This is a genomic window from Tepidimonas sp. (genome assembly GCF_036825565.1).
Classification (GTDB): domain Bacteria; phylum Pseudomonadota; class Gammaproteobacteria; order Burkholderiales; family Burkholderiaceae_C; genus Tepidimonas.
The window spans coordinates 1-16,111 of sequence record NZ_DAISXZ010000052.1; the positions used below are offsets into that span (position 1 = coordinate 1).

Here is a 16,111-nt window from a genome sequence, read left to right on the forward strand (position 1 = left end):
TGGCCACCATCAGGATGCGGTCGTCGCCCACGGCGTAGTTGTCGCGCACCTTGCCGCGCGCCAGCAGCGGCAACGACGTCAGGTGCGAGGTGTGCAGTGCGGCGGCCATGTCAGTGCACCACCTGCGCCAGCTCGCCGCGCGCGTAGCGCTCGGCCATCACCGACAGCGGCAGGCCCTTGATCTTGCCGGCCATGCCTTCGCAGCCAAACTGCAGATAGCGCTGCTTGCACACCTGCTTGGCCGCCTCGCGCGCGGGCTTGAGCCATTCGCGCGCATCGAACTTGTCCGGGTTCTCGTGCAGAAACTTGCGCACCGCGGCCGTCATGGCCAGGCGGATGTCGGTGTCGATGTTGACCTTGCGCACGCCGTGCTTGATCGCTTCCTGGATCTCTTCCACCGGCACGCCATAGGTCTCCTTCATGGCGCCGCCGTACTGGCGGATCTGCTCCAGCAGCTCCTGCGGCACGCTGGACGAGCCGTGCATGACCAGATGGGTGTTGGGGATGCGGGCGTGGATCTCTTTGACGCGGCCGATGGCCAGGATGTCGCCCGTCGGTTTGCGCGTGAACTTGTAGGCGCCGTGGCTGGTGCCGATGGCAATGGCCAGCGCATCGAGCTGGGTGGCTTTGACGAACTCCGCCGCCTCTTCGGGGTCGGTGAGCAGGGCCGAGTGGTCGAGCACGCCCTCGGCGCCGATGCCGTCCTCCTCGCCCGCCATGCCGGTTTCCAGCGAGCCCAGACAGCCCAGCTCGCCCTCGACCGTCACGCCCAGGCGGTGCGCCATCTCCACCACGCGGCGGGTCACGTCCACGTTGTAGTCGTAGGGGGCGGGGGTCTTGCCGTCGTCGCGCAGAGATCCGTCCATCATCACGGACGTGAAGCCGAGGCGGATGGCGCTCTCGCACACCGCGGGGCTTTGGCCATGGTCCTGGTGCATGGCGACAGGGGTGTGCGGCCAAGCCTCGACCGCGCCCTGGATCAGGTGGCGGATGAAGGACTCGCCCGCATACTTGCGCGCGCCCGCCGAGGCCTGCAGGATGACCGGGGCACCGACCTCGTCGGCCGCCGACATGACCGCCTGCACTTGCTCCAGGTTGTTGACGTTGAAGGCCGGAATGCCGTAACCGTGCTCGGCCGCGTGGTCGAGCAGTTCGCGCATGGAAACGAGCGCCATCGGGGTCTCCCACAGGGTGTGTTGGAACGGCCGGCGATTGTACCGGTGGGGCTTCAGCCGGTGTTGCGCAGGCCGGCGGCGATGCCGTTGATCGACAGGTGGATGCCACGTTTGACCTTTTCCTCCTGGTTGCCCGCGCGGTAGCGGCGGATCAGCTCGACCTGCAGGTGGTGCAGCGGGTCGATGTAGGGGAAGCGGTGCGCGATCGAGCGCGCCAGCGCCGCGTTGTTGGCCAGCCGCTGGGCATGGCCGGTGATGGCTTGCAGCGCCGCGTGGGTGCGGTGCCACTCGGCCTCAATGGCGCCGAAGATGCGCCGGCGCAGGCGCGCATCGGGCACCAGCTCGGCGTACAGAGCGCCGAGCGCCAGATCGCTCTTGGCCAGCACCATGTCGATGTTGCTCAGCAGCGCGGCGAAGAACGGCCAGCGGGCGTGCATCTCGCGCAGCAAGTCGTGCGCGGCGTCGCGGCCCAAGTCCGCCTCCAGCGCGGCCACGCCGCTGCCCAGCCCGTACCACCCGGGCAGCGTCAGGCGGCACTGGCCCCAGCTGAAGCTCCAGGGAATGGCGCGCAGGTCCTCGATGCGCTGCGTGGCCTTGCGCGACGCGGGCCGCGAGCCGATGTTGAGCTCGGCGATCTCCCGGATGGGCGTGGCGTGGAAGAAGTAGTCGGTAAAGCCCGGCGTCTCGTAGACCAGCGCGCGGTAGGCCGCCTGGCTGGTGCGCGACAGTGCTTCGGCGGCCCGCAAAAAGCGCGCCGGCACCGGCCGTCGGGGGGGCAGCAGGGTTGCTTCCAGGGTGGCGGCGACCAGCGTCTCCAGGTTGCGCCGGCCGATGTCGGGGTTGGCGTACTTGGAGCCGATCACCTCCCCCTGTTCGGTCAGGCGGATCTGGCCGCGCACCGTGCCGGCGGGCTGGGCCAGGATGGCCGAGTAGCTCGGGCCGCCGCCGCGGCCGACCGTGCCGCCGCGGCCGTGGAACAGGCGCAGCCGCACCGGGCGGCCGCTTTCGGCCCCCAGACGGTCGAACAACGCCGCCAGCGCCACCTCGGCCTGGTAGAGCGACCAGTTGCTGGTGAAGATGCCGCCGTCCTTGTTGCTGTCGGAGTAGCCGAGCATGATGTCCTGCTCGCTATACTCCAGCGGGCCGCCGGCGTACACCAGCGCGGCCACGCCGGGCAGCGCGTAGTATTCCGCCATGATGGTCGGGGCCTGGTGCAGGTCCCCTATGGTCTCGAACAGCGGCACGACGATCAGCTCGGCGCGCGCGTTCTCGCCCCAGTGCCCGTGCAGCAAGCCGGCTTCCTTTTGCAGCACCAGCACTTCCAACAGGTCGCTCACCGACTCCGTGTGGCTGATGATGGCGTGCCGGATGGCCGCCGCGCCGTAGCGCCGGCGCGCATCGCGCGCGGCGCGAAAGATCGCCAGCTCGCGCTGCGTGACGGCGCTGTAGGGGGCATCGGGCAGGCGCAGCGGCCGCGGATCGGCCAGCACGTTCAGCAGCAGGCGTCGGCGCGCCGCCTCGTCGAGCGCCGCATAGTCCGGCGACACCCGCGCCTGGGCCAGCAGTTCGGCGACGGCCAGCTCGTGCTGGTCCGAGCTTTGGCGCAGATCCAGCGTCGCCAGGTGAAAGCCAAACACCTCCACCGCCCGAATCAGGGGCTTGAGGCGCGGCTCCGTCAGGGCCGCGCAGCCCTGCTCGACCAGCGCGGCCTCGATCACGTGCAGATCGGCCAGAAAGGCCGCCGCATCGGGGTAGGGGTGCTGCGGCGGGACCGCATGGCGCGCCGCCTCGCCGCCGCTGAGGGCCTGCAGCGTCGCCGCCAGCCGCGCATACAGGCCGACCAGCGCGCGCCGGTAGGGCTCGTCGCGGCGGTGCTCGCTGGTGTCGGGCGAGGCGTCGGCCAGGGCCTGTAGGGCCGCCGGGGCCGGCAGCAGCATGGCGGACAGGGACAGTTCCGCGCCAAGCGCGTGCACCTCGCGCAGGTAGTGGCGCAGAATCAGGTCCGCCTGGCGCTGCAGCGCCAGCGCCAGCGTGTCCGCATCCACGTTGGGGTTGCCATCGCGGTCGCCGCCGGTCCACTGGCCCAGCCGCAAGAACGGCGCCACTGGGGTGCCGTCCAGCGCGGCTTCGATGTCGGCGTACAGCCGCGGCACTTCGGGCACGAAGGTGCGTTCGTAGTAGGCGAGGGTGTTGTTGATCTCGTCGGCCACGGTCGGTCGCGTATAGCGCAACAGCCGCGTGTGCCAGAGCTGGGTGATGCGCGCGCGCAGCAGCGCCTCGTTGGCGGCCAGCTCGCGTTCGCTGACGCGGTCGCCGCGTCGGTTGCCCGCCGCCAGCGCGCGCGCCCGGATGGCGTCGCGCTGCGCCAGCAGCCGGGCGATGTCGCCCTCGGCCTCGCGGATGCTGGCGCGCTGCACCTCGGTCGGGTGCGCGGTCAGCACCGGCGATACCAGGGCATGGCGCAGAGTGTCGGCGATGGCTTGCCCGCTGACGCCGGCGCGGCGCAGGCGCTGCCAGGTGTGTTCGAGGCTGCCCGGCTGCACATGGCCGGCGCGCTCGTGCACCTCGCGCCGGCGGATGTGGTGTCGATCCTCGGCCAGATTGGCCAAGTGGCTGAAGAAGGTGAAGGCGCGGATCACGCTGACCGCCTGGTCATCGGTCAGCGCATGCAGCACGCGCTGCAGTTCGCGGTCGGCGCGCGGGTCGGCGTGGCGGCGAAACGTCACCGAGAGCTGGCGGATGCGCTCGATCAGGGCGAAGGTGGCCTCGCCCTCGTGCTTGCGGATGATGTCGCCCAGCAGCCGGCCCAGCAGCCGGATGTCGTCCACCAGCGGTTGGTCTTTGGGCGGAATCGCGCCGCGGCCGGCGGAATCGGCCGAGGGGGTGGGGGGCGGGTCGCGGCGGGGCGTGGCCATGGGCAGAAAAAACGTCAGGGTGGAGGAAGCAAAAAGACAGGGGTCAGCCCGCGGTGCCGTCGCCGCGCGCCACGGTGCGCAGCAGCGTTTTGCCCAGCTCCACGCCCCACTGATCGTAGGCGTGGATGTCCCAGATCGCGGCTTCGCAGAAGACCTTGTGTTCGTAGGCGGCCATTAGCGCGCCCAGCGCGCGCGGATCCAGCCGCGGCAGCCACAGCACGTTGCTGGGCACATTGCCGGGGAAGGTGCGGTGCGGCGCGAGCGTTTGTGCGGTCGCCGCATCCAGCCCCTCGGCCTGCAATTGGGTGCGGGTCTGCGCCTCGTCGCGGCCCAGCGCCAGGGCCTGCGCCTGCGCGAGCAGGTTGTCGCGCACGAGGCGATGGTGCCGCTCGGCCAGTGGCAGTGGCGTCTCCTCGGCCTCGATGCCGATGAAGTCCACCGGCACCCGGTGGCGGCCCTGGTGCAAAAGCTGGAAATAGGCGTGCTGGCCCTCCAGACCGATGCCGCCCCAGACGATCGCTTCGGTCCCGACCGCGCACACGGTGCCATCGCGGTGCACGCGCTTGCCGTTGGACTCCATCGCCAGTTGTTGCAGATAGGGGACGAAGTGGCGCAGCCGCTCGGCATACACCGCCACCAACTGGGTGGGGCAGCGCAAAAAGTCGCGGTTCCAAACCGACAGCAGCGCCAGCGCCAGCGGCAGGTTGCGCTCCGGCGGTGCGTGCCAGAAGTGCTCGTCCATCGCGCGCGCGCCCGCCAGCAGCGCCCGAAACGACGCCGCCCCGATGGCCACCGCGAGCGGAAAGCCGATCGCCGACCACAACGAATACCGGCCGCCCACCCAGTCCCAGAACACGAAGGTGTGCGCCGGGTCAAACCCCTGAGCCCGCGCCAGATCGGGCCGCGCCGTCACGGCCACCCAGTGCGCGGCCTGGGCGTCCGGCTCCAGCCCCGCATCGGCCAGCCAGCGGCGCGCGGTGTCCGCCATCAGGCGGGTTTCGGGGGTGGTGAAGCTCTTGCTCTGCACGACGAACAGGGTGTGGTGCGGATTCAGGTCGCGCAGGGCTTCGTGCAGCGTCCAGGCGTCGGGGTTGGGCACATAGCGCACCGCCACCGCCGGCGTCGCCAGGGCGGCCAGCGCCGCCGTGGCCATGCGCGGCCCCTGGTCCGAGCCGCCGATGCCCAGGTTGACCACCGTGCGGATGGGCAGCCCGCGGTGCCCGCGCCACGCCCCGCTGCGCACCCGCTCGGCCGCGGTCAGAAAGCGCTCCCGCTCGTCGCGCACGGCGGCACTGATGGCCGCCCCCCAGGGAGCGGCCGGGTCGTCGTCGCCCCGCAGGGCCGGGTGCAGGGCGGCACGTCCTTCAGTGGCGTTTATGGCTTCGCCGCGCCGCAGGGCGTCGGCCTGCCCGGCCACGTCCGCCTCGCGCGCCAGCGCCAGCAGGGTCTGCCAGATGGGCAGATCCACGGCTTGTCGCGTGGCATCCAGCCGCAGCCCGGCGGCGTCGAAGCGCAGCGCCGCACTGCGCACCGCATCCGCCGCGGCCAACCGGTCCCGCAAGGGCGGCTGGGGGGCGGCTGCCAGGGCCTGCAGTCGACTCCAGGCGGGCAGGCATCCGGGCCGGTGCGCGCCGGCAGGGTCGGCGCAGGGGCAGGGCGAAGCGGTCGAAGCGTGCATGGGCCAGGGTGGTGAGCGAACCATACGCGATCATACGGCCCGGCCCGGGCCACCCCGACCCGCAGCGGGGCAAAAAAAGCCCACCGGCGGACCGGTGGGCTGCTTGGCGGGAGGGGGCTCGATCAGGCCCGCACCAGGTTGGGGTAGCGCACGTGCTCCACCAACTCTTGGATGTTGCGCTGGGGCGCCGGCGTCAACAGGCTGACGATGATGATCACCGCAAAGCCCACCGGCACGCCGAAGATGCCGGCCGAGATCGGCTGGATGCCCCACCAGAGCTGCACGGGATCGGTCACGCCGAACACGCTGCGCAGCCACGGCTGGGTGGTGGCCATGTAGTAGAAGGTGATGCCAAAACCGGCGATCATGCCGAGGATCGCCCCCCACTTGGTGGCCCGCTTCCAGAAGATGCCCAGCGTCAGCGCTGGGAAGAAACCAGCCGCCGCCAGCGAGAACGCCGCCGAGACCAGGAACAAGATGTCCGCCGGCTTTTGCGCGGCCACATAGGCGGCCATCAAGGCCACGATCAGCAGCAGGACCTTGGAAATCATCACCCGGCGCGAGGTCGGGGCGTTGGGGTCCATCATCTTGTAGTACAGGTCGTGCGACAGCGCGTTGGCGATGGTCAGCAGCAGGCCGTCGGCGGTGGACAGCGCCGCGGCCAGACCACCCGCGGCCACCATGCCCGAAATCACGTACGGCAGGCCGGCGATTTCCGGGGTGGCCAGCACGATGATGTCGCCGCCGATGCGCATCTCGCCGAGTTGGAAGATACCGTCCTTGTTGACGTCGGTGACCGACAGCAGCGCCGGGTCGACCTTGGTCCAGTTGGCGATCCAGGCCGGCAGCTTGTCGAACGGTGTGCCCACCAGCACCGAGAACACCTCGTACTTGACCAGCACCGCCAGCGCCGGCGCGGTGAAGTACAGCAAGAAGATGAAGAACAGCGACCAGGTCACCGACTGGCGCGCCTCTCTCACCGACGGGGTGGTGTAGTAGCGCATCAGGATGTGCGGCAGCGCCGCCGTGCCCACCATCAGGCAGAACACCAGCGCCAGGAAGTTGCGCCGCGAGGTATCGAACGCTTCCTGCGCCTTGGCGTCCCCATTGGGGTCGCCGGCAAACTGCTGCGCATGGCGCGGCATGCCGGCCAGCGGCTTGGCGCGGGCCTCGGCCGCGGCCTTGGCCTTAGTCCAGGCTTCCTTGGCGGCGGCTTCATCCTTGGGCAGGCTGGCCAGAGCCTTCTCGGCCGCGGCGGTCTGGTCCGCCGGGGCGTTGGCGGCGCGCAGGTCGTCCAGCTTCTTCTGGGCGGCGGCGCGGTCGGCGGCCAACGCGGCCGGCACGTCCTTGAGCTTTTCGCCCAGCGCGGCCGCCTGGGCCTGGAAGGCGGCGATGACTTCCTTTTCCTTCGGGTCGTCGATGAGCTGCTTTTCCCGCTCGGAGACCTTCTGCAACTGGTAGCCATAGACCACCTGCGGGATCGGCACGCCGGTCTGCTTCACCGACAGCCACACCACCGGGATCATGTAGGCGATGATCAGAATGATGTACTGCGCCACCTGCGTCCACGTCACCGCGCGCATGCCACCCAGGAACGAGCACACCAAAATGCCCGCCAGCCCCAGGAAGATGCCGATCGAGAAGTCCACGCCGGTCAGGCGCGTGGTGATCAGGCCCACGCCGTAGATCTGCGCCACCACGTACACGAAGGACACGAGGATCGCAATCAGGATGCCGATCAGACGCGCGATGTTGCCCTCGTACCGCGCCCCGAGGAAGTCGGGGATGGTGAACTGACCAAACTTGCGCAGGTACGGCGCCAGGAACAGCGCCACTAGGCAATAGCCGCCGGTCCAGCCCATGATGAAGGCCAGGCCGCCGTAGCCGGTCAGGTAGAGCGTGCCCGCCATGCCGATGAAGGAGGCGGCCGACATCCAGTCCGCGCCGGTGGCCATGCCGTTGTAGACGGCAGGCACGCGCCGCCCAGCCACGTAGTACTCGGCGGCGTCGTTGGTGCGGCTCATGATGCCGATGCCGGCGTAGAGCAACACCGTGGCGAGCAAGAAGATGTAGCCCACCCAGGCCTTGGGCAGCCCGAGCTGCTCGAGGATCGCCAGCGCGATCACGAACACGAAGAAGCCGCCCGTGTACCAGGCGTACACCTTGTTGAGCTGCTTTTTGAAGGCGGCGCTGCTGCCGGCGCTGAAGACGCCGCCACTTTCGCTTGCAAGTCCGGCCATGTCAGTCCTCCTGCTCGGCGACACCGTGCTCGATGTCGAGTTGGTTCATGTACCGGGCATAAAAACCAATGATCAGCACGTAGACCACCAGCGCGCCCTGGGCGCCCACCCAAAAGCTGAAAGGCCAGCCGAAGAAGGTGAAGCTCAGGTCGCGGGCAAAGAAGCCGACGACGAACGTCACCACGAACCAGATCGCCAGCAGAATCCCTGTGATGCGCAGGTTCTTCTGCCAGTATCGCTGTTGCGATTCCGTCAGTTGCATGGAAAATATCTCCTCTTGGTCTAGGGGCTGCGGACGGGCACGGCGGCCCGCCCCCTGCGGACCCCACCGCCGGTAGGCCGGCGGCGATTGCAACCGGGACGCGTCCCGATCCTCAACTGGCGGTGCCGAGCCCGGTTTCGCGCTCGAGCCGAGCGGCGACCCCGGGTTCGAACCCGCGCAGGTGGCGAATGATCTTCGCCGCCTCCTCGGGCTCCGCGCGGTCGACATGAATCCGTGCCATCTGGTACCAGGCGTACGGACTCATGGGTTGCAATTCGGTGTTGCGCCGCAGCGCGGCCAGGGCCTCGTCCAGACGGCCCTGGCGGATGAGCACCAGCCCCAGCCCGTACCACGCCTGGTCGAGTCGCTCGTCCAGTTGCAGGGCTTGGCGAAAACTGGCTTCGGCCGTCTCTGGCAGGCCGAGCTGTTCTTGCAGGAAGGCGCGGTTGTACCAGTGCGCCGCCTGCTGTGGCGCCACCTGCACCAAACGGTCGAGCACCGCCAGCGCCTCGCGCGGGCGGCCCAACTGCGCCAGCAGGTGGGCCTGAAAGGCCAGCAGCGTCGGTTGGTCGGGATGGGCGGCGAGCGCCGCCTCGACGACGGCCAGCGCACGCGCTTCGCGCCCCCACCAGATGAACCAGCGGGCCCGCCACAGCGCCCACTGCACGGCGCGCTCGTTCGGGCTCATCGGCACGCCTCCAGGCCCACGCCAATGCAGTACTCGATCTTGCCCAGCGTGACCGCCAGGTACAGCACCGCCATGACGCAAAAGGCCACGACCGGTACATGCTGCTCGGCCACCTGCCGCGGGGCGATCCAGCGCGCCGCCCCCACCCAGGGCTTGTTGAGCACCTGGAACAGCTGGTAGACGAAGTTGCTCTCGCGCCGCGCACCGGCGATGATGTACAGCACGCCCTGTCCGAGCAGGGCGAGCAGTCCGATATACAGGACCAGTTGAGCCGCGTTGATCCAGAACAGCATGGCAGGATAGGCAAATGTGGCGTGATGGTCACTCGCGTTGACTTACCAAACCCTTACAAAACGGGGCGACCAGGGAAAATCCTAACGATAACCTGACTGACAGTGGGGTTGCCGAGGCGGCAACCCGCAAGCCCCGCAACGACCGGAGGATGCGCTTGGACACGACGGAACACGACGAATGGACACGGGTTTTGCGGGCCTACCCGTCTATGGCGCTGGAGACCGGGCTGGGTGACCTGCCCCGGCGTGAGCCGGTCACCCTGCCGGCCGACGCCTCGGTGCGCGATGCGTTGCAGACCATGAGCGAGCGCGGAGTCGGCTCGGTCCTGCTGCTGGACACGCAGGGTGGCTTGGCGGGCATCCTGACCCGCCACGACGTGCTGGAGCGCATTGCACTGGCGGACACCGACTTGGCCGCCCCGGTCGCCACGGTGATGACGCAGCCGGTGGCCACCTTGCAAGCGCACGACACGACGCACGACGCCATGATGCTGATGGCTGCGCGGCGCATTCGCCATGTGCCGGTCCTGCAGGACGGCCGCCTGATCAACGTCATTTCCGAACGCGACCTGTTCGCGCTGCAGCGGCTGTCGATCAAACACCTGGGCAGCGCCATCGCCCACGGGCGCACGCTGGCCGATTTCCAGCGGGTGGCGGCCGACATCCGCGCCTATGCGCGCCACCTGATGGCGCAGGGGGTGCAGGCGCGGCAGTTGACGGCGTTGATCTCTCGCCTCAACGACCAGCTCACCCAGGGGCTGGTGGAGATGGAACTGCGAACGGCGGGCCTGTCGGCCGACGCCATGTGCTGGGTGGCGCTGGGCTCGGAGGGGCGTGGGGAGCAGACGCTGGCCACCGACCAGGACAACGCCTTGGTGTTTGCCAGCGACGACCCGGACGCCGATCGCCCGCAGTGGCTGGCCTTCGCGCGCCGCGTCAACGAGGCGCTGGATGCCTGCGGCTACCCCCTGTGCACGGGCGGCGTCATGGCCGGCAACCCGCCGTGCTGTCTGACCGCGGCCGAATGGGGCCAGCGATTCGCCAGCTGGATCGATGCCGGCGGACCGCAGGAGCTGCTGCAGGCGTCGGTGTTTTTCGATCTGCGCGCGGTGGCCGGGCGTGCCGACTGGCTCGATGCGCTGCGCACCGCGGTGCTCGAGCGCACGCGCGCCACCCCGCGCTTCATCCGCCAATTGGTGCAGGTGCACCTGGAGCATCCCGTCGCGCTCAACTGGTTTGGGGGCATCGAGGGGCGGCGCGAAGGGCCGCACCTGTGGTTCGACCTCAAGCTGCAGGGCACCGCGCTGTTGGTGGAGGGGGCGCGCATCCTGGCGCTGGCCCGGGGCCTGCCTGCCACCGGCACGCGCGAGCGCCTGCTGACGGCCGGGCGGGCCATGGGTGCACCAGTGCCCGAGGTGGAGGGCTGGGTGGCCGCGTTCGACTTTTTGCAGACGCTGCGCCTGACCCGGCAGAGCGATTCCTCGGCCGATCCGCAGCAGCCCAACCGCATCGACCTCAACACCCTCAACCCGGTGGACGAGCGCGTGCTCAAGGCCTCGCTGCGTGCCATCAAAACACTGCAGCAGCGGCTGCAGTTGGACTATCTGCGCTGACGCGGCATCACTCCACCTGCCCGACCTTGAGCATGTTAGTGCCGCCCGGGGTGCCCATCGGCTCGCCCGCGGTGATGACGTAGCGGTCGCCCGACTGCAGTCGGCCGCGCGCCTTGAGCTGCTGCTCCGCCTGCATGAGGGCGGTGTCGCGGTCGGCGCTGCCCCCGGTGATGCGAAGCGCGTGCACATTGCGGTACAGCGCCAGCTTGCGCGCCGTAGCCAGCCGCGGCGTGATCGCGTAGATCGGGATGTCTACGGTGTGGCGGCTCATCCACAGCGAGGTGGAGCCGGACTCGGTCAGCGCGATGATGGCGCGCGCGTGCAGGTGCGAGGCAATGAACAGCGCACCCAGCGCGATCGACTGGTCGATGCGCGCGAACGTCTTGCCGACGAAGTCGTGGTCCAGCGCGTCGTGGTAGGCCTGCTCGGCCGCCAGGCAGATGCGCGCCATTTCGTGCACGGTCTGCAGCGGGTACTTGCCGGCGGCGGTCTCGGCGCTGAGCATCACCGCGTCGGTGCCGTCCAGCACCGCGTTGGCCACGTCGCTGACCTCGGCGCGCGTCGGAATCGGCGCGTGGATCATGCTCTCCATCATCTGCGTGGCGGTGATGACCAGCCGGTCGTGCTCGCGTGCCAGGCGGATCATGCGTTTCTGCAGCGCCGGCACGGCGGCGTTGCCGACTTCCACCGCCAGGTCGCCGCGCGCCACCATGATGCCGTCGCTGGCCTGCAGGATCGCCTCCAGCTCGGGGATCGCCTCGGCGCGCTCGATCTTGGCGATCAGGCCCGGGCGGTGGCCGTCGCGCGCGGCCTCCTCGCACAGCCGGCGCGCCAGCCGCATGTCGTCGGCGTTCTTCGGAAAGCTCACCGCCACATAGTCGGCCTGCAGCGCCATCGCGGTGGCGATGTCGGCCATGTCTTTCGGCGTCAGCGCCGGCGCCGTCAGGCCACCGCCGCGCTTGTTGATGCCTTTGTGGTTGGAAAGCTCGCCACCGGTGACCACGCGCGTGTGCACCGCTGCGCCCTCCACGCGCTCGACGCGCAGCTCGATCAGCCCGTCGTTGAGCAGCAGCACATCGCCCGGCACCACGTCGCGCGGCAGCTCCTTGTAATCCAGCCCCACGGCGTGCTCGTCGCCCGGCTCCGTGCGCGCGGCGTCCAGCGTGAAGGCGGCGCCCTCTACCAGCGTCACTTTGCCGTGCGCAAACTTGCCGACGCGGATCTTGGGTCCCTGCAGGTCGGCCATCACGGCCACCTCCTTGCCGACGCGCGCGGCGGCCTCGCGCACCGCGGTGGCGCGGCGGCGGTGGTCGTCGGCCGTGCCGTGCGAGAAGTTGAGCCGCACCACGTCCACGCCGGCTCGCACCATCGCTTCCAGCATCTCCGGGGTGTCGCTGGCGGGGCCCAGGGTAGCGACGATTTTGGTAGCACGCAGTGTCATGGGGTCTCCTGGCTAGGGGTGGGGGAAGGGCGCCGGGCGCGGGTCTGCTGCACGGGCTCCGGACCCGCCTATCGTAGTACGGCTGCGGTATGGGTCAGGTCGGGGTACCGCAGCGGCTCTGCGGCGGTCGCGCGCGGCTTTGCTAGAGTCCCGCCATGTCCCCCGCGCGTCGCTCCTCCATCGCCGGCTGGCCGCTGGCCGGCGCCCACGTCGTCAGTTTGGCCCTCAACCTGCCCGGCCCGGCGGCGCTGGCGCGTCTGCGCTCGCTGGGTGCGCGCTGCACCAAGGTCGAGCCGCCCGCCGGCGACCCGATGCGCGGTTATTGCGAGGCCGCCTACGCGCAGATGCACCGCGGCGTGCGCACCGTCGCGCTGGACCTGAAGGCGCCGGCTGGGCAGCGCCGCCTGCAACGCCTGCTGGCCGGGGCGGATGTGTTGCTGACCTCGTTTCGCCCCGGTGCCTTGGCCAAGCTGGGGCTGGACGCTGCAGCCGTGCAGGGGCGCCACCCGCGCCTGTGCGTCGTGCGCATCGTCGGCGCGGCCGGTGCGCGCGCCGAGGAAGCCGGCCACGACCTCACCTACCAGGCCGAAGCCGGACTGCTCGACGGCCTGGGCCTGCCGCCCAGCCTGCTGGCCGACATGGCCGGCGCCCTGCTGGCCAGCGAGGCGGTGCTGTCCGCCCTGCTGCAGCGCGCCGCCACCGGCCGCGGCGCGGTGCGCGACGTGGCGCTGGCCGACGCCGCCGCGTGGCTGGCCCAGCCGCGTGCCTGGGGCCTGGCCGCCCCTGGCGGGCTGCTGGGCGGTGCGCACGCCGGCTACCGCGTCTACCGCTGTGCCGACGGCCGCGTCGCGGTGGCGGCGCTGGAGCCGCACTTCGCGCGCCGGCTCGGCGAAGTCGCGGGCCTGGGGCCGCTGGCGCCGGCCGACTGCCTGCAGCCCGCCACCGCCGCGGCGCTGGCCGAGTGGTTTGCCGCCCGCACGCGTGCCGAGCTGGACGCGCTGGCGCGCCAGCACGACCTGCCGTGGGTGACGCTGGGGGCGTGAGCGGTTGCCGTCGGCCGGAGTCCCCGATCGAGGTGTTCAGGCCACCAGCGGCCCGATCCGCGCGATGGTCTTGCCGTCCTTGCGCATCGCGACCTCGGTGTCGTCGTGGGCCGTGGCCATCGAGCGCGCCTTGAACGCTGTGGCCCAAAAGGTCATCCCTCGGCCCGACCGGGCCGAGGTGCTGCGCCCAATGGCTCACCAAGGGTTTCATGCGACTTTTTAGAAATACAAATGCAACGCATTCGCAGTGGTGTTTGCTAGAATGCCGGGTTATGGCCCTAGCGCGATGCCGCGGCTCTAGCGGCGGCGGGTGTGCCGTTGCCTGTCCGTGATCGATGGAGGTGGATCCATGCAGCGTGCCACGCTTGATCAATGCTCTCAGGCGCTGCCGTATCGCGTCGCGGCGGTGTGTCCGCCACAGTCGGCGCCGCACTGGGCGCAGCGGTTGGCCGAGCTCGGTTTTCTGCCGGGTGAGGCGGTCATGCTGATGGCGCGTGCGCCGGGGGGTGATCCGCTGGTGGTGCGGGTGGGCTGCAGCACGTATGCCTTGCGCCGCGCGGAGGCGGCGTGTGTGGAGGTCGTGCAGGCGGGGGCCGTGGCATGAGCCCGGCCTGCCATGTCCGCGCGCGAGGAACCGGACCCCAGCCGATCCACCTCCACCGCGGCGGGCCACTGGTGGCGCTGGTGGGCACGCCCAACTGTGGCAAGACGGCGCTGTTCAACGCCCTGACCGGCAGCCGGCAAAAGGTGGCCAATTACGCCGGGGTCACGGTGGAGCGCAAGGAAGGGCTGTTTGTCGCCGCCGATGGCCGCAAGCTGCGCATCCTGGATTTACCCGGCGTCTACAGCCCCAACCCGCGCTCGCCGGATGAGCGGGTGACGGTGGAGGTGCTGCACGGTCAGGCCCGCGGTGAAAGACGGCCCGACCGCGTCATCTGCGTGGTGGATGCCACCAACCTGCGTCGCGACCTGCGGTTGGTGCTGGCGGTCAAGCGGTTGGGCATACCCTGCGTGGTGGCGCTCAACATGATGGACCTGGCCGAACGGCGCGGCATCGTCATCGATGTGCCGCGCCTGTCCGCCGAACTCGGGGTGGCCGTGGTGCCAACGGTGGCGGTCCAAAAGCACGGCACCGACGTACTCGGATCGCATCGACCGCGTGGTGCTGCACCCAGTGTGGGGGTTGGCGCTGTTGGTGGTGCTGTTCCTGGCGCTGACCGTGCTGATGTGGTTCCTGGCCAGCGTTCCGGCACCGCCGCCTGGCAGCACCGCCCCGGCCATTGAAACCAGCCTGGCGGGTACGCTCGGGCGTTTGCTCGCGGTGGTGCTGGAGCCGATCGGGTTCAACTGGCAGATCAGCATTGCCTTGGTGCCGAGCATGGCCGCGCGCGAGGTGGCGATATCGGCGCTCGGCACGGTGTACGCCCTGTCCGCCAGCCAGGACGACGTGGCGCAAGCTCTCAGGCCGTTGATCGCCGGCAACTGGAGTCTGGCCACGGGGCTGTCGCTGCTGACATGGTTCGTTTTTGCCCCGCAATGCCTGTCGACCTTCGCCGCGGTGCGCCGGGAAACCGGTGGCTGGAAGTGGGTATGCGTGATGGCGCTGTATCTGTTTGGGCTGGCGTGGCTGGCCTGCTACGCTGTGTACCACATGGCCGTCGCGCTGGGTTGGGGATGACAACCCAGCGCCAGGCGCCAGGGGCGTGCAGGGGGCCTGCCATCGTGATCGGCCAAAACCGGCCAACCATTGCAAATGAGAATCATTCGTGTTATGGTGCGGGTGTGGGTCCGGTGCCGTAGCGCTCGACCGCACACCCGGCGCCGACTCCGTGCGCCGGCGATGCCAACCGCCTCAAGGAGTCCATGCCATGATCTCATTCACTGACCACGTCCCACTGGAGCCGCTGCTGGCTGGCACGCTGGCACTGCTCCACCACCAGGCGACGCGCGATGTGCAGCGCCCACCGTGCCCGTATGCCGCGCACAAGCTCGCGCTCAACCTGCACCGACTGGCCAACCACCCAGCGGTTTCGGAGCCAATGACTGTCGTGCTGGCGCGTCTGTCGGCCGTCTGGCGTGAGCGCGCCCATGTGGCTGCCGCCCAGACCCACGACGAGGGTGATGACGAAAACGCCGCCGCACCGGCGCGGTTGCATTGATCGGGCCTATGCAGGCGCCGCAGGGGGTAGACGACGATGGGTCTCATCGACGAGCACGCCGTGCTATGTCGGCAATGGGGTCGCGCACAGCGTCACGCCGACGACAGCCTGCGCTCGTGGCGGCAGCGCTGTGCAGCGCTGGAGGGCGAGGCGATGCGGCTGCGCGGACGGCTGCTCGCCCTGCGCACCGCCCTCCTGTGGGGGTTGCCGGTGCCGTGGATGCTGACCACGTGCACGACGGTTCCGGCAAGGCGCCGTGATGCCGAGGACCCCGAGCCGCTGGATGAGGCCGGGCGCTTGCTGTGTCAGGTTGGATGCCAAGGGCATGCCCATCCCGCGCTGGGCGACGAAGGGACGTGCCGTTGGCGCGGGGGGATGTGCCAGGTCTTGGCCCCGAGCGAATCGGGAAAAAATCTATCGAATAAACATAATTGATTGTCTTTTATGCTCCTCGCCCTTACCATGGAAGGCAGCCTTCTCAAAAGGAGCACTCCATGGCCCGCTTGTGTCGCATCGCCCACACCCACCGCCTGGTACTGATGAAGACCGCTACCTGTCATGTCCCGGATGATTATGGGGTCGCTTTTGGAACAAATCCGATCTT

13 protein-coding genes and 2 pseudogenes are annotated in these 16,111 nt (G+C 69.6%); 6 read left to right on the plus strand and 9 right to left on the minus strand.

The genetic code is table 11. From position 1 onward, the window contains the following. The 8 genes and pseudogenes from V7026_RS08005 to V7026_RS08040 all read right to left on the minus strand — a co-directional run. Positions 1-109, minus strand: a pseudogene (locus V7026_RS08005) (phosphoribosylaminoimidazolesuccinocarboxamide synthase); the annotation flags it as partial. 1 nt (position 110) lies between these two features. Continuing rightward, positions 111-1,175, minus strand: coding sequence for a class II fructose-bisphosphate aldolase (gene fba, locus V7026_RS08010; RefSeq protein WP_334154867.1), 1,065 nt, complete (start codon positions 1,173-1,175; stop codon positions 111-113). Between the two features lie 53 nt (positions 1,176-1,228). Beyond that, positions 1,229-4,090, minus strand: a complete 2,862-nt coding sequence (ppc, locus tag V7026_RS08015) for a phosphoenolpyruvate carboxylase (protein WP_334154868.1) — start codon at positions 4,088-4,090, stop codon at positions 1,229-1,231. Between the two features lie 43 nt (positions 4,091-4,133). Next, positions 4,134-5,768 carry a glucose-6-phosphate isomerase gene (gene pgi, locus V7026_RS08020; protein WP_334154869.1) on the minus strand — a complete coding sequence of 545 codons (1,635 nt, stop codon included), beginning with the start codon at positions 5,766-5,768 and terminating at the stop codon, positions 4,134-4,136. Between the two features lie 122 nt (positions 5,769-5,890). After that, positions 5,891-8,008 carry a sodium:solute symporter family protein gene (locus V7026_RS08025; protein ID WP_334154870.1) on the minus strand — a complete coding sequence of 706 codons (2,118 nt, stop codon included), beginning with the start codon at positions 8,006-8,008 and terminating at the stop codon, positions 5,891-5,893. Between the two features lies 1 nt (position 8,009). Continuing rightward, complete coding sequence (locus tag V7026_RS08030; protein WP_068608288.1) at positions 8,010-8,270, minus strand: DUF4212 domain-containing protein; 261 nt, start codon at positions 8,268-8,270, stop codon at positions 8,010-8,012. Between the two features lie 112 nt (positions 8,271-8,382). Further along, positions 8,383-8,958: a tetratricopeptide repeat protein gene (locus tag V7026_RS08035; protein WP_334154871.1), complete on the minus strand. Its 576-nt coding sequence runs from the start codon at positions 8,956-8,958 to the stop codon at positions 8,383-8,385. After that, the gene (locus V7026_RS08040; RefSeq protein ID WP_334154872.1) at positions 8,955-9,251 is read right to left on the minus strand and encodes a hypothetical protein; all 297 of its coding nucleotides are present in this window, start codon (positions 9,249-9,251) and stop codon (positions 8,955-8,957) included. Before V7026_RS08040 ends, V7026_RS08035 begins: the two co-directional genes overlap by 4 nt. 155 nt (positions 9,252-9,406) lie before the next feature. Here V7026_RS08040 and V7026_RS08045 point away from each other — a divergent pair, with 155 nt between their 5' ends. Then, positions 9,407-10,864 carry a DUF294 nucleotidyltransferase-like domain-containing protein gene (locus V7026_RS08045; protein ID WP_334154873.1) on the plus strand — a complete coding sequence of 486 codons (1,458 nt, stop codon included), beginning with the start codon at positions 9,407-9,409 and terminating at the stop codon, positions 10,862-10,864. 7 nt (positions 10,865-10,871) lie between these two features. Here V7026_RS08045 and pyk read toward each other — a convergent pair whose 3' ends face one another. Further along, complete coding sequence (pyk, locus tag V7026_RS08050) at positions 10,872-12,305, minus strand: pyruvate kinase (RefSeq protein WP_334154874.1); 1,434 nt, start codon at positions 12,303-12,305, stop codon at positions 10,872-10,874. Positions 12,306-12,460: 155 nt separating this feature from the next. Between pyk and V7026_RS08055 the strand changes: the two genes are divergently transcribed. From V7026_RS08055 to V7026_RS08075, 5 genes and pseudogenes are all read left to right on the plus strand, one after another. After that, entirely contained in the window at positions 12,461-13,348 is an 888-nt protein-coding gene (locus tag V7026_RS08055) for a CoA transferase (RefSeq protein ID WP_334154875.1), read from the plus strand. A gap of 349 nt (positions 13,349-13,697) precedes the next feature. Continuing rightward, the gene (locus V7026_RS08060; protein ID WP_334154876.1) at positions 13,698-13,952 is read left to right on the plus strand and encodes a FeoA family protein; all 255 of its coding nucleotides are present in this window, start codon (positions 13,698-13,700) and stop codon (positions 13,950-13,952) included. Next, positions 13,949-15,026: pseudogene (locus V7026_RS08065) on the plus strand (FeoB small GTPase domain-containing protein). The gene V7026_RS08060 and the pseudogene V7026_RS08065 overlap by 4 nt, the downstream one beginning before the upstream one ends. 190 nt (positions 15,027-15,216) lie before the next feature. Continuing rightward, positions 15,217-15,507 carry a hypothetical protein gene (locus tag V7026_RS08070; RefSeq protein WP_334154877.1) on the plus strand — a complete coding sequence of 97 codons (291 nt, stop codon included), beginning with the start codon at positions 15,217-15,219 and terminating at the stop codon, positions 15,505-15,507. 36 nt (positions 15,508-15,543) lie between these two features. Continuing rightward, complete coding sequence (locus tag V7026_RS08075; protein WP_334154878.1) at positions 15,544-15,942, plus strand: hypothetical protein; 399 nt, start codon at positions 15,544-15,546, stop codon at positions 15,940-15,942. Positions 15,943-16,111 lie beyond the last annotated feature (169 nt).

Bases quoted from the DNA above. Each gene is read 5' to 3' on its own strand.
- pyk (WP_334154874.1), bottom strand. From the start codon at position 12,305: ATGACACTGCGTGCTACCAAAATCGTCGCTACCCTGGGCCCCGCCAGC.
- ppc (WP_334154868.1), bottom strand. From the start codon at position 4,090: ATGGCCACGCCCCGCCGCGACCCGCCCCCCACCCCCTCGGCCGATTCC.
- V7026_RS08030 (WP_068608288.1), bottom strand. From the start codon at position 8,270: ATGCAACTGACGGAATCGCAACAGCGATACTGGCAGAAGAACCTGCGC.
- V7026_RS08060 (WP_334154876.1), top strand. From the start codon at position 13,698: ATGCAGCGTGCCACGCTTGATCAATGCTCTCAGGCGCTGCCGTATCGC.
- V7026_RS08055 (WP_334154875.1), top strand. From the start codon at position 12,461: ATGTCCCCCGCGCGTCGCTCCTCCATCGCCGGCTGGCCGCTGGCCGGC.
- V7026_RS08040 (WP_334154872.1), bottom strand. From the start codon at position 9,251: ATGCTGTTCTGGATCAACGCGGCTCAACTGGTCCTGTATATCGGACTG.
- V7026_RS08035 (WP_334154871.1), bottom strand. From the start codon at position 8,958: ATGAGCCCGAACGAGCGCGCCGTGCAGTGGGCGCTGTGGCGGGCCCGC.
- fba (WP_334154867.1), bottom strand. From the start codon at position 1,175: ATGGCGCTCGTTTCCATGCGCGAACTGCTCGACCACGCGGCCGAGCAC.
- V7026_RS08025 (WP_334154870.1), bottom strand. From the start codon at position 8,008: ATGGCCGGACTTGCAAGCGAAAGTGGCGGCGTCTTCAGCGCCGGCAGC.
- V7026_RS08070 (WP_334154877.1), top strand. From the start codon at position 15,217: ATGATCTCATTCACTGACCACGTCCCACTGGAGCCGCTGCTGGCTGGC.
- V7026_RS08075 (WP_334154878.1), top strand. From the start codon at position 15,544: ATGGGTCTCATCGACGAGCACGCCGTGCTATGTCGGCAATGGGGTCGC.
- pgi (WP_334154869.1), bottom strand. From the start codon at position 5,768: ATGCACGCTTCGACCGCTTCGCCCTGCCCCTGCGCCGACCCTGCCGGC.